Source organism: Parapedobacter sp. GCM10030251 (assembly GCF_042666505.1).
Lineage (GTDB): Bacteria > Bacteroidota > Bacteroidia > Sphingobacteriales > Sphingobacteriaceae > Parapedobacter.
The window spans coordinates 778,952-792,658 of the sequence record NZ_JBHTDN010000002.1 but is presented as its reverse complement, the minus strand read 5'-3'; the positions used below and the strand labels follow the sequence as shown (position 1 = coordinate 792,658).

At 54.7% G+C, this 13,707-nt stretch carries 9 protein-coding genes; 8 read left to right on the top strand and 1 reads right to left on the bottom strand.

The window, feature by feature from the left end; genetic code table 11:
- The first annotated feature begins 16 nt into the window (after positions 1-16).
- The 8 genes from ACFQRK_RS09005 to ACFQRK_RS08970 all read left to right on the top strand — a co-directional run bounded on the left by ACFQRK_RS09005 (position 17) and on the right by ACFQRK_RS08970 (position 12,704).
- Positions 17-1,153, top strand: coding sequence for a FecR family protein (locus tag ACFQRK_RS09005; protein WP_379005746.1), 1,137 nt, complete (start codon positions 17-19; stop codon positions 1,151-1,153).
- Between the two features lie 181 nt (positions 1,154-1,334).
- A complete protein-coding gene (locus tag ACFQRK_RS09000; RefSeq protein WP_379005744.1) occupies positions 1,335-4,634 on the top strand; it encodes a TonB-dependent receptor in 3,300 nt (1,099 codons plus the stop codon).
- A gap of 29 nt (positions 4,635-4,663) precedes the next feature.
- On the top strand, positions 4,664-6,298 hold the full coding sequence (locus ACFQRK_RS08995) for a RagB/SusD family nutrient uptake outer membrane protein (RefSeq protein WP_379005742.1): 1,635 nt from the start codon (positions 4,664-4,666) through the stop codon (positions 6,296-6,298).
- Between the two features lie 4 nt (positions 6,299-6,302).
- On the top strand, positions 6,303-7,799 hold the full coding sequence (locus ACFQRK_RS08990; protein ID WP_379005740.1) for an arylsulfatase: 1,497 nt from the start codon (positions 6,303-6,305) through the stop codon (positions 7,797-7,799).
- 5 nt (positions 7,800-7,804) lie between these two features.
- Entirely contained in the window at positions 7,805-8,791 is a 987-nt protein-coding gene (locus ACFQRK_RS08985; protein ID WP_379005738.1) for a glycerophosphodiester phosphodiesterase family protein, read from the top strand.
- Positions 8,792-8,892: 101 nt separating this feature from the next.
- Entirely contained in the window at positions 8,893-10,095 is a 1,203-nt protein-coding gene (locus ACFQRK_RS08980) for a GTP-binding protein (RefSeq protein WP_379005737.1), read from the top strand.
- Positions 10,096-10,190: 95 nt separating this feature from the next.
- Positions 10,191-11,621 (top strand): phosphatidylinositol-specific phospholipase C domain-containing protein, encoded by a 1,431-nt coding sequence (locus tag ACFQRK_RS08975; protein ID WP_379005735.1) that lies wholly within the window; start codon positions 10,191-10,193, stop codon positions 11,619-11,621.
- 51 nt (positions 11,622-11,672) lie between these two features.
- On the top strand, positions 11,673-12,704 hold the full coding sequence (locus tag ACFQRK_RS08970; protein ID WP_379005733.1) for a helix-turn-helix domain-containing protein: 1,032 nt from the start codon (positions 11,673-11,675) through the stop codon (positions 12,702-12,704).
- 60 nt (positions 12,705-12,764) lie between these two features.
- Here ACFQRK_RS08970 and ACFQRK_RS08965 read toward each other — a convergent pair whose 3' ends face one another.
- Positions 12,765-13,631: a LysR family transcriptional regulator gene (locus tag ACFQRK_RS08965; protein ID WP_379005731.1), complete on the bottom strand. Its 867-nt coding sequence runs from the start codon at positions 13,629-13,631 to the stop codon at positions 12,765-12,767.
- Positions 13,632-13,707 lie beyond the last annotated feature (76 nt).

Below are 13,707 nucleotides of genomic sequence, written 5' to 3'. Positions count from 1 at the left end.
TAGGAAAACAAGAGCTATGCGCCCCGACCAGCGATTCATACGCATTCTGAAGCAGTTTCTGACCGGCTATCGCTTGGATGAAGAGGCGTTTCGACGTATGCACGGCGAAAGCGAAGGCGTGCTGCCGACACTGCCCGATGCGGACAGAATGGCGTTGAAGCGTCGGATGAAAGCACGCATCGATGCCGGGATGTCATCCGCTGCCCGCCCTGCATGGCGGCTTCAACACTGGTGTTATGCGGCAGCGTCCATCGCATTGGTCTGCTGCTTGGCCGGAGCGTGGTGGTTGGCAGACAGCGATCGGCCAGCAGCGGCCCCGATGACTACCGCCGTAACCGATTTGGAGCCGGGAAGTGACCGCGCGCAACTGATCTTGGCTGATGGCCGGGCCATCTCGCTGGATGAACAGCGACAGGGGCTGCTGGCGACCCAAGATGGCGTGCAGATCCGTAAGGAAAAGGATGGTTCGATCGTATACTCGGGGCAGCAACCGGCAGGTGCAAGCGCCCTCAATCACTTGGTGGTGCCCCGCGGAGGGCGCTATGCCATCACGTTGCCGGACGGTACACGCGTATGGCTCAACGCCGATTCCCGGTTGACATACCCGGCCAGTTTCCACGGTGCGAAACGTGAGGTGGAGCTGGTAGGAGAGGGCTATTTTGAGGTGACACATGATGCGGACCGACCTTTTGTGGTGAAGGTTCGGGATGCGGCGGTAAATGTGCTGGGCACGCGGTTCAACATCCGGGCGTACGGTGACCTGCCATTGGAAACGGCGCTCTTGGAGGGCTCCGTGGCGTTCAACCGCGGTGCGGCAAGCCGCGTGCTGAAACCCGGTGAGCAGGCCGTTGCCAGCATAGATGGTTCATTTGCCGTCGTGCCAGCTAACCTCGAAAAGGTAATGGCATGGCAGAAGGGGTATTTCTATTTCGAAGATACACCGATACACGATATCATGGACGAGTTGGCCCGGTGGTACGACACCGATGTCGACTATGTGGGCGACTTCGGTGACCTTACCTTCGGCGGGATGGTGTCTAAGGCCGAGCGTATATCCACGATTCTGAACATCATGGAACGGACCGACCAACTGCGGTTCCAAATCGAACAATCAACAGGAAAAGGAAGGAGGATCACCGTGATGAAAAAATAACCACACACAGGGGGACACCAAAAACCCGGAAGCGTTGGCGCGCCTCCGGGCAAATGCTTGGAAGTTTCCTGAAATCGATTGCGAACAATTTATTCCACTTCAAACACCCAAAGATATGAATTTATATTCATTCGGTACGCGACGCGATAACCTATCACTGTACCGAAAATGCTTGCTAATCATGAAAGCTACGTTAATTTTTGTCCTGATTGCGATCGTGCAGGTCTCCGCCCGCACGCATGCGCAGCCATTAACGCTGAATGAGCACAATATTCCGTTGCGCCAGCTGATCGAGAAGATACGGCAGCAGACGGGGTATGATTTCTTCTACGATGCCAAACTGATCAAGGCGGTACCGCCGGTGTCCATCCACGTACAAGATGCGCCGTTGCCTGAGGTGCTGACAACGATTTTTGAAGGACAACCCCTTACCTTTTCGATTGATGATAATGCGGTGGTAATCAAAGCGGCACCTTTGGCCAGGCGCATTGCGGTGAAGGCGGTGCAGCAAACGGTGAGCGGAGCCGTGCGCGATGCGGAAGGAACGCCACTAAGGGGTGCCACCGTACGCCACAAGGGTGGCGAACACACCGTGATTACAGATGCCACGGGGCGGTTCCAGCTCTCGGGACTGCCGCCCGATGCGGTGTTGGTGGTTTCTTACACCGGATACCTGGCGCAGGAAATAGCCGTCTCCGGTAGGGAAACCGTTGATGTGACGCTCCAGCAACAGGTGATCAGCATGGAAGATGTGGTTGTGGTGGGCTACGGTACCCAGCGCAAGGCGGATGTGACGGGTGCCATCGCCTCGGTAGGGGGTGCAGAGCTGGCACGCGCGCCGGTAGCCAACGTGAGCAGTTCGCTCGCCGGGCGCGTATCTGGTGTGCTGGCGCGAAGCAATTCCGGTGCGCCGGGCGGCGATGAGGCGACCATCCGGATACGGGGCATCAATACCACGGGAAGTGCAGTGCCACTGGTGCTGGTAGATGGTGTGCCGATGGACTATAACCTGCTCAACGTGGATGATATCGAAACCGTCACCGTGCTCAAAGATGCCGCGGCCGTGGCGCCTTACGGGCTGGCGGGGGCAAACGGCGTGGTGTTGGTGACCACTAAACGGGGAAAGGCCGGCACCTTTTCCTTCGCCTACAATGGGTACTATGGCTATCAAACGCCCACGGCGATTCCCACATACCTCAATGCCTTTGATTACGCGTCTACGCTCAACCAGGCAAATGCCAATATGGGCAATCCCGAGCCGTTTGACGCCGAGGCGTTGGAATTTTACCGCAACGGCTCGGATCCGGATCGCTTTCCGAATACCGATTGGGTAGGGCAGCTGGTCCGCAAGCATACGCCGATGACGAAGCATTCGCTGACATTCACCGGGGGCAGCGAGCGTATCCGGTTTTTTGGGAGCGGTGGCTACCTGGCGCAGGAAGGGGTGGTTGAAACCATCGATTACAACCGCTATAACGTGACGGCCAACGTGGACGCCGACGTAACCAAAACCACTAAATTTCTGATCGACGTAAATCTGGTGGCTGGCGCGAGCAATGCGCCGGCCGGTGTTGAACCGGCATCGCTTTTTTCGACGGCGAAGGAAACACCGTCTATCTTCCCGATTCAGTATAGCAACGGCCTGCCGGCCCATGCGGTGCTGCCGTCGATCTACGATAGCGGATACGACCGCAAGCGCAACAACGTGACCAATCTGCGTGCCGAAATCGAACAGCGGATACCGTTTGCCGATGGCTTGACGCTGCGTGGTGTTTATGCGTATCGCAAGGTGTTTGACACGAGCAAGACCTGGAGCCTGCCGCTTACCTTTTACGGGATGGATGGTAACAACGACTTCGTGCCGCTGCAGACGGGCCCTAACTTGCCGACGCTGGAGCAGGGGGTAGACGAGCGCTATGCCCAGACCATCCAGCTATATGCGACGTATAAGAAGACGATAGGACGCCACAACATCGATGGACTCGTGGTCTACGAAAACCGAAAAGGAACCGATGGGGAGCTCAGTGCATCACGCATCAACTATACAGTGCCGCTCGACGAGATCGGGCAGGGTAGCAGCAACCGTGCGGATTTCGATAACGACGGCTCGTCTTCGCAGTGGGTGCAGGAGGGCTGGGTGTACCGGCTCAACTATGCGTTCAACGATCGCTACTTGCTGGGGGTTTCAGGGCGGTATGACGGCCACTACTATTTTGCTCCCAGTAAGCGGTATGCGTTTTTTCCGGCTTTCTCGGCGGGATGGCGCATCTCCGAGGAAAGCTTTCTGAAAGATCGTGTAGACTGGCTCAGCGAGCTGAAACTGCGGGCATCGCACGGTAAATCGGGCAACCTGGCGGGCTCCGCATTCCAGTACCTGACGGCCTATGGCATCAAGAGCGGATATGTGTTTGGCGGTACCAATCCTACGCAGGTGCAGGGCATTTTCGAACGGGCTCAGGCCAATCCCAACATCACGTGGGAAACGGCGCTTAAGACGGATGTGGGGCTGGACGCGCAGTTTTTCCGCAACAAGCTTTCGGCCACCTTTGACGTGTTCTTTGAGCGTCGGTCGGGTATGCTGATGCCACCGGCTACGACCGTGCCGGCTGAGTACGGCATTGGTATCGCCCAGGTCAACGCGGGTGAAATGGAAGGCCGCGGATTGGAGTTCAGTGTAGATTATAAACACAACACGAGCGGTGGCTTGGCATTTCAGGTGGGGGGTAATTTCTCGTACGCGAGCAATAAAGTCATCCAGACGTTTGAAAACCAGGCAACCTACAACAATCCGAACCGACGCCGCACGGGCAGGCCGTGGAATACCCGCTTCGGATTGCAGGACGACGGACTGTACCAGGAGGCGGACTTCGATGGCGAGGGTAACTTGCGGGAGGAAATGCCCGTGCCGACTTACGGACGGGTGTACCCGGGTGATATCAAATATCGCGACCTGAATGGCGATGGTCGCATCGACATCAACGATGAGACGGCTATTGGTAAGCCGCAGTTTCCGGAAATCATCTACGGAATTAACACGATGCTGGCTTGGAAAGGGTTCGATTTGCATGCGCTGTTCCAGGGCGCGGGCAATGCCAGCCTCTACCTGGCAGGTGATCTGGCGTATCCGTTTTTCAACGGGGCGACGATGGCACACTACCAGCTCGATTACTGGGCACCCGAAAATACAGATGCGGATTTTCCACGCCTTACGCCGGCGCCCGTGACTAACAACGAGCAGATATCCTCCTTCTGGATACGGAGCGGTTCGTACTTGCGACTGAAAACCCTGGAGCTGGGGTATTCCATCCCGCCATCGGTACTGGCGCGGGTGGCGGTACGACAGGCGCGCCTGTCGCTATCGGGCCAGAATTTGCTGACGTTTTCGTCGTTCAAACACATCGATCCGGAAATGAGCCAGAACCGGGCGCGCTATTACTTCCAGCAAAAGGTATATACGCTGGGCTTGTCGCTTAATTTTTAATTGGAACGGGAATTTCACCATAAACGAAGATGAAACCAACACACTATTTACTTGCCGCTGCACTGCTGTGCACCGGTGCTTGCAGTGAAAATGCTTTGGAGATCACACCGACTGACCGGCTAAGTGACGCCATCGTTTGGGAGTCGCCGACGACGGCGGGGTTTGTATTGAACGATATTTACGATGTGCTCAATGCGGGGCCTATCGTGGGTACTTGGCTACACCTGCCCAGCCAGATCAGTAACGATCCGCTCGACAATTTTACGGATAATGCAGTGTCTGGGCCGGTGGCGGGCATCCCCTCGCGGCAACTGTTCGATAACAACAGCTACAATCCGTCCAACCCGATTTTTAACCAGACGTGGAGTAAGATGTATGCCAACATCCGCAAGTGCAACCTGTTTATCGAAAAGGTTGGGCAGGCGTCTTTCGATGAAAGCCAGAAGCAGGTTCTATTGGCGCAGGCTATTTTCCTTCGGGCGCATTTCTATAAGACATTGATCGACCTCTACGGGGGCGTACCGCTGATCGTCGAGGTACTGGATAATACGACGCAGGGCGACGCGATCTTTCGGCCGCGGAACACCTATGAGGAGTGCATCGCCTTCCTGGTGGAACAGGCCAATCTGGCGGCGGCGGACTTGCCTGAGTCGTGGAGCGGTGCGGACGTGGGGCGTGCCACCTGGGGGGCAGCCATGACGCTGAAGGGGGCGGCCCAATTGTACGCAGGCCAGTGGCAGGAAGCTGCCGAAACCAACCGGGCAATCATCGAATCGAAGGTGTACCGGCTGTTCCCGGATTTCGGCGGGATATTCCTGCCGGAAAATGAAAATAACGAGGAGATCATTTTCGATGTGCAGTACGCACCGGTGATCCGGAATATCCGTACCCACCAGTTCTGGGGGGTATTATGGGCGGAAAAAGGATCGGGATGGTCGGCCATGTCGCCGTCGCAGAACCTGGTAGACCAGTTTGAGTTTAAAGATGGCAAGACGGAAGCGGAAGGTTCGGCGATGTTCAATCCGGGAAAACCGTACGATAACCGCGATGAGCGGTTTTATGCTACCATCCTCTACGACGGTGTGCCGTGGCAGGGCCGCACGTACTATACGCGGCTGGGTATCCCCAACAATTACAACGAGTTTACGCCTACCGTCTCGGGCAACGGCAACCAGACGGGCTACGGGCTCCGCAAATTGCTCGACCCGAGCTTGATGCCGCTGAACAATAACCTGAATGGCTCGAATGTCGTGATCTATCGGTATGCCGAGGTGCTGCTGAACTATGCCGAAGCGCAGAACGAGGCGACCGGGCCAGACCCAAGTGTGTACGAGGCGATCAACGCACTCCGTGATCGGGGCAACTTACCGCACCTGCCGGAAGGGCTTTCGCAGGCGGAGATGCGCAACCGCATCCGCCGTGAACGACGGGTGGAGCTTGCCTTCGAGGGCAAGTATTTCTACGACCTGTTGCGCTGGCGGACGGCCGAGGAGGTGTTTAGCCAGCCAGTGCGGGGCATGAAAATCACGGGCAGTGGCGATAACCTCAACTATGAAAAGGTCAATGTGCGTACGATCACGTTCGACCCGGCGAAGAATTACCTGATGCCGATCCCGCAGGATGCCATCGATCAGAACCCGAAACTGGAACAGAATAATTATTAAGGCGATGCGACAAAAAATTGCAATACTCCTGCTTGCCTTGGGCGCTGCACCGCGGGTGGAAGCGCAACACGCCGCGGCCCAACAGGCGGACAAACCCAATATCGTACTGATCCTGGCGGACGATCTCGGATACGGCAGTATCGGTGCATTTGGGCAACAACGCATCCAGACGCCTAACCTGGATAAACTGGCACGCGACGGCATGGTGCTGACGGATTTTTATGCCAATCCGGTGTGTGCGCCAACGCGCGGCAGTCTGATGACCGGGATGCATACCGGCGATGGGTTGATACGGGGAAACCTGGAATTGGGTAGTTTTGAGGATTGGGAGGAATTCGGCCAGCTTCCGTTACAGGCCAACACGGTGACGATGGGTACGGCGCTCCAAGCGGCGGGCTATACCACGGCGCTGATCGGCAAATGGGGGCTGGGTGGACCGAGTTCAACGGGCGAACCCCATCGCCAAGGGTTCGACTTTTTCTATGGTTACCTTGATCAGAAACAGGCGCACAATTACTACCCCGAACACCTGTGGCGAAACGGCGTGCGGGAGACGCTGCCCGGTGCTGTGGCCAGCGCCCACCAGCGGTTACCGGAGGGCGCCGACCCGAACGACCCGGCGAGCTATGCGGACTACCGGGGTACGGTCTATTCCTGCGACACCATGACGGCAGAGGCGTTGCGGTTTATCCGCAACCACCGCGACCGGCCGTTTTTCCTGGAGATGGCGTATACCTTGCCGCACATGGCACTGCAGGTGGCGGAACGTGCACTTGAGCCCTATCGGGGAAAATTTGACGACAAGCCGTACACCGGGCCGGGATACCTGCCGAATGCGACGCCACGCGCGACTTACGCGGCGATGATTACGCTGCTCGATACGTATGTGGGGCAACTGGTGCAGGCGCTGGAAGAAAATGGGTTGCTCGACAATACGTTGATTGTGTTTACGTCAGATAACGGGGCGGCTACCGGTGGTGGGGCCGATCCCGATTTCTTCGATGCCAGCGGCGGACTGCGCGGCCGCAAGGGGTCGCTTCATGAAGGCGGTATCCGCGTGCCGTTTATCGCCGCATGGCCGGGAAAAATCCCAGCCGGAAGTCGGTCGGACCACCCGTTGGCGGTTTGGGATCTGTTGCCCACCTTCCTGGAAGCGGGCGGATCCCCGGCTCCCGACGGTATCAATGGCATCTCGTTCTGGCCGGTGCTGCGTGGTCATCCGGCGCAGCAACAGGCGCGTACATTCCTATACTGGGAGTTTATGGAGCGCCGCGGCGAACAGGCCGTGCGGTTTGGCCGCTGGAAGGCGATCCGCAAGGATACGCGGGCACATAAGGGACAAAGCCCCATCGAATTGTATGACCTTCAGGCGGATCGCGCAGAAGCACACGATGTCGCGGCCCGGCATCCGGAATTGGTTCAACGGGCCGCTCAATACCTAGCCACACGTAAGCGGGCAGCATGGCCAGCTTGGAATCCCGATACATCGACAAAACCTTAAAAACGATGAAGACGTTCACTTATTTTCTTTTGGCAGGCCTCCGGAAACTGACCGTGCTGGTCACGGTGTCACTGCTGGCTTCTGCATCCGTTTTATCGGATGCCTTTGCGCAGGAGCCGATGCATACCCTGGCATTCAACAACCCCGATGAACTAAAGGCGTACCTGCGATATCAGCCTGATCGGGCGGTGCTGATCAGCGCCCACCGTGGCGGCGCCGCAGCCGGTTACCCGGAAAACAGCATCCCTACGTTTGCCCGGACCCTTTCGTATACCCCGGCGTTTATGGAGGTCGATCCGCGCTACACGAAAGACGGGCAAGTAGTATTGCTGCACGACGATACGCTGTCGCGCATGACCACTGGCAACGGAAAGGTCATTGACCATACGCTGGCCGAATTGCGCCAGCTCTATTTGAAAGATGTGCATGGTCGGACGACGCCTTTTGGTGTCAATACGTTGGCGGAAGCGCTCGAATGGGCCAAAGGAAAGACGGTATTAATACTTGACCAGAAGGGGATACCGGCACTCGAACGGGCGAAACTGCTCGTGGAGCATCATGCGAAGGCACACGCCATGCTGATCGTGTACAGCGTGGAAGATGCGGCTGCGGTATACCGTTACGATCCGGATATCGTGATGGAGGTGATGGTGCCTTCCATGGAGGCGTTGGCTGAATTCCAGGCGGCGGGTGTGCCAATGGAAAACATCGTGGCTTTCGTGGGTCACAAGCCACCCAAGGATCCGACGGTGATTGCGGGTCTTAGGGAAGTGGGCGTGACACCCGCCCGCGGTACGTCGTTTGAGTTGGACCGGGCGTATACCCATGGACAGATTTCACGAGGCGAGCTGCATGCTGGATACCGTGCCTTGCTGGCAGGTGGCGTGGCCATGCTGGAATCGGATCTGGCAACGGAGGCAGGGATGGCCGTACAGGCTGCCTGGGATGCGGAGGCTTATCGCGATTCGGATAAGCAGGCCACCCAAGAATAGGCGGCTGCACGCGATCGCTTTGGTTTATTACAAAAGCAACTATGTTGCTTTTATGGTTCTCAATAGCTACCTTTGATGCATTGAAAACAATGAACATCACCATGGCAGCAAAAAAATTACCGGTTACCGTATTGAGCGGTTTCCTTGGAGCAGGCAAAACCACGTTGCTGAATCACGTGCTAAACAACAGGGAAAACCTGAAAGTCGCGGTTATTGTCAACGATATGAGTGAAGTGAATATCGACGCGCAGCTGGTGGAACGGGAAAATACGCTTTCGCGTACCGACGAGAAGTTGGTGGAAATGAGCAACGGCTGCATCTGCTGTACACTACGGGAAGACCTGATGGTTGAGGTGGAGCGGCTGGCGAGGGAGGAACGGTTTGACTACTTGCTCATCGAGAGCACGGGCATCTCCGAGCCGATTCCCGTGGCGCAGACCTTCAGTTATGTGGATGAAAACAATGGCATCGATCTTTCGGCATTCAGTTACATCGATACGATGGTGACCGTGGTGGATTGCTGCAATTTCTTCCGGGATTTTGGAACTTCGGAAACCCTGCAAGACCGGGCGCTGACGAATGATGGGCAGGACAACCGAACCATCGTGAACCTGCTTACGGATCAGATCGAATTTGCAAACGTGATTGTGCTGAATAAAACGGACCTGGTAGCCGAGGAGACCGTGGGTGTGCTGGAAGCGGCTATCCGGAAGCTGAATCCCGATGCTAAAGTAATCCGATCACATTTCGGTAAGGTGCCTCCCTGCGAGATCATAGGTACCCGACGCTTTGATTTTGCAGCGGCAGCAGCTTCGGCGGGCTGGATCAGGGAGCTGGAAAATGAACACACACCCGAGACTGAGGAATACGGCATCGGCTCATTTGTATTCCGTGCACAACGCCCATTTCACCCGCAGCGGTGGTACCGATTTCTCAACGAACAGTACCCAAACGAGATCATACGGGCCAAAGGGTTGTTTTGGATGGCTTCACGGCCCAATGTGGCTGTTAGCTTCAGTCAGGCGGGCGGCAGTCTACGCATAGAAAGCGCGGGGGTATGGTGGTGCAGCATTCCGGAATCCGAACGCTACCGCTATGCAGACTACCTGGAACACCGCGAGGCTATCGAAGCGCGATGGCACCCGCAGTGGGCCGACCGAAAAACGGAGCTGGTTTTCATCGGTCAAAACCTGAATAGGGAGAAATACCTATCCGAGCTCGAGCGATGCCTGCTCTCCCAGGAGGAGGCTGACGACTGGCGGCATACGCTGTGGACGGATGAATTCCCCAGCCTTCATGAATGAATGCGTTTTGGATATGAAATAATGTGTCTTGGATAAAACCCGTATTTCAATAGCGCTTATTTTCGCTTCCCTATCTATCACTCAACATGGAAGCTATGAAATACTGGGATAATGAAGTCTGCATTCAATTGCAGGGGGCGACATTAGTACGGGGCTCGTTTACGATCAACGAATTTTCAATTACGGAAGGTCAGGATCCGGACCACAACATCTATCAGGGACTGACCACAAATTTTGGCAGCGACGGAAGCATGTTTTTCCGCATCGGACGAAAAGGATCCAGTGACAATGCCAAATGGTTCAGAGAACGGATTATGCCGTCTCAAACAACGTTTGACAGTGCGCCGGATAAGCTGAATTTTGCCTTTTTAGGCACATTGCAGCTCGTCATTACCGTGGAAAGCATGGGCAACCATGAGCTTTCATGTACGTTTCCAGGGGTGGCGTTAGCCCAAGGTCGTTCGGGGTGGGATAATAACTGGTGGCTGGGTGGCAAAACGTTTTCCCATGTGCCATCAACCGGTCCTTATGCCGAAGCTAGGGGATCCCTGCCGGGCGGGAGTGAAGTGGTTGTGGGATTCGCCAATGCTGCATTGTCTTCCTATCGTTTTTACGCAAGCCCAGTATCGCTTATTGATACCGCGACGTGGATGCAGTACCTTCGCGACGATACGACCTTGGATCGCGTAATGATGCCCGGCAGTCACGACGCGGGAATGTCTGAATGTTCGCATTGTTTTCCGGCACTATTGTCCAGCCCATGGACGCAGACGCAGGCCCTATCAGTAGGCAGGCAGCTGGAGGCAGGCGCACGATACTTTGATATCCGCGTGGATTACGATCACAATGAGCTGGTCACTTACCACCGGAGCGGAGGCAATGGCTGCAATGGTCAGAATCTGAAGGCAGTGTTGGATGAAACGGTGAATTTTTTGAAACGAAACCCGTCGGAAACCGCGGTCTTAAAGGTGTCGCACATACGCGATTTCAAGGGTCACGACCCGGTGGATACCAAAAGACGTATCAACGAGCTGTTGGGGTGGTATGAGAAATCGCTCGTGACGAAAACAGCAAACGATGCATCTAATCTGGCGCAAATGCCCTTGGAGAAATTGCGGGGAAAGATGGTCCTGGTTTTTGACTATCCGGATTGGATTGATCCAGCTGTGGGCCGTTGGCGTTACCAGGATGGCAGTGCTCCGTCAAATGCGGCTAACCTTACGGTGTACGACATCTATTCAGATACCGATAGCTACGCAAAAATGCACGACGACCAGCTGGACAAATGGACCAAGTACGGCGGGGTAGGTAAGGGTTATCTTTTTTTGCTTTCCTGGACGCTGACATCTAATAATCCGCCATTTTCTGATCCGATAGATTCCCTAGCCTATGGGGCCAACTTAGCGCTGCCTCAGGTACTGGCTAACGGGATCCAACAACGTAAACTGGCCAAGCCGAACGTGGTATATATAGACTATGTAGATCAACGCGTAGCCCGAAGCATTATCCTTTGGAACTTTTCGTGATGTAGCGCAAATCAGGTATATTTGGGCATTTCCAATCTTGTTTTACCGACAATGGAACAGCCCGTTGTAATCGAGGAAATGAAGGATGTGCCCTTCTACGAAATAACCCGCTTAAATTGCGAAGATGAAATGCTGAAATTCCAGGCACCTGTGCTTGGGAAAGGGGCAACAGCTATCATTCCGATGATGCACGGAGCCTCGCTGATTGCGTTTAGCGGTACGCCTGAGCAGACTTATCAGCTCCGCTATAGTCAGTATTATGTGGGTAAGGTGCTCGTCAACCTAATGATGTCCGGCAAGGTAACCCATGTCTTGGATACCAACAAAGTGTCTGTACCCGTAAAACGGAATCAGTCGTTTATCTATTCGGTGGATAACGACTGCTCTTATATGTCTCATGGCGCGGCGGTAAGCTTTGAAGTGGCGTCGCTGATTTTCGACCCATCGGTATTTGAATCGGTTCTCGATCGTTTTTTCGGTCCGGATGATTATGCTTCAAAACAAGCATGCCTCGCCGCCGTATTCACAAAGGAAAGCCATGGAAAGGTCTTCACCTTTAATCATGAGGTGAAACAAGTTGTCAGGCAGATTCTCCGTTGCCGGCTTACCGGGAATTTTAGACGGGTATATCTGGAATGCAAGTTATTTGAGTTGCTGGCGCATTATTTTGCGTCTATCATGGATGGCCGGCATAACAGGATCACGTTTTCCGCACGGGATATCGCGATTCTTCAGGAAGTGAAACGCGCCTTGACAAACGAAGATTTGACGAAAGTGTCTGTTGACGAGCTGTGCAAACAGTTTGGTATCAATCGGTTTAAGTTGACTATGGGTTTTCAGAGCGTTTTCAATACGTCGATCATCCGGTATTTCCGTCAACAGGTGTTGAGCAGGGCTCATCAGACATTGGCCGATGGCGTGTATAACGTTTCGCAAGCAGCGTTTGTATTCGGCTATGCAAATGCAGCAGCATTCTCCCGTGCTTTTTTCAAAGAGTTTGGAATGCGTCCCGGCGAAGTAGCACGGATCCGGTCCCAACCTGATTCATCACCACCACCTCCGAATTTTCGATTGCATCGATGAGCTTACGATCCAACCTTCAGGTGCAAAGTGAATGATACGTGTAAGGCAGCATCGTGTTTATTAAAATAGGTGACCAAGGGCTTTGAAACTGGCGAGCGCAGGATGTTCTGTATGGCGATGGTGGGCCATGACCATTTCGGTATGAACCGGGATGTCTGTCAGTTCGGTAAACCGCAGCTTTAAATAGGGATATTGATGGCGGACCGAGGAGGGGACCAACGCAATCCCGAGTCCGCTTTCAACCAAGCTAAGGATGGAGTGCATGTTGTTGCACTCATGCATGACCTGCGGCATGAAACCCATGCGATGGCAGCAGGCGATAAATTGCTGGTGATAATAGGGTGCATAACCGCTGTTATATGAAATAAAGGGGGCGCGGGCTAAATCGGCGATGTGTACTGAATGGGATTGCTCGGCTGCGCAAACCAAGGAAAAGGGATCTTGCCGTAGCGAAGTGACTTCCAATTGCGTGGAGGAAACCGGTGCCCGGAGAATGCCGACATCCAGCTTGCCCGCTTCAAGGGCCTTTACTTGCTTGGCAGTGGAAAGCTCGTATAAACGGGTTTTCAATAGCGGATACTGCTGATTCAGCTGTTGCAGGATTTTGGCCAGCGATGCCAGCGGCGTGGCACTGATGTAACCTATTTGGAACTCGCCGCTCACCGACTCGTGGATCTGCCTGACCAATTGCTTGCTGCGCTCCAATTGCTGGATGAGTGATTCGCATTCGGCTAGAAAAAAGCGACCTGCGTCAGTCAGTGCAACCCGTTTGTTGTTCCGGTGAAACAATACAGCACCCAGCTCGCGTTCCAGTTCCTTGATTTGCCGGGTTAGGGGTGGCTGTGAGATATGTAATTGCTCAGCCGCTTTACTGAAGTGCAATAGCTCGGCTACGGTTTTGAAATAAATGAGGTGTCGGATTTCCATTATACCTCAAAGGTATTAATAATTGCAAATAATAGTATTTTTAGCGTATTGTTTAGGAGGGTAGATTTGTGCACAA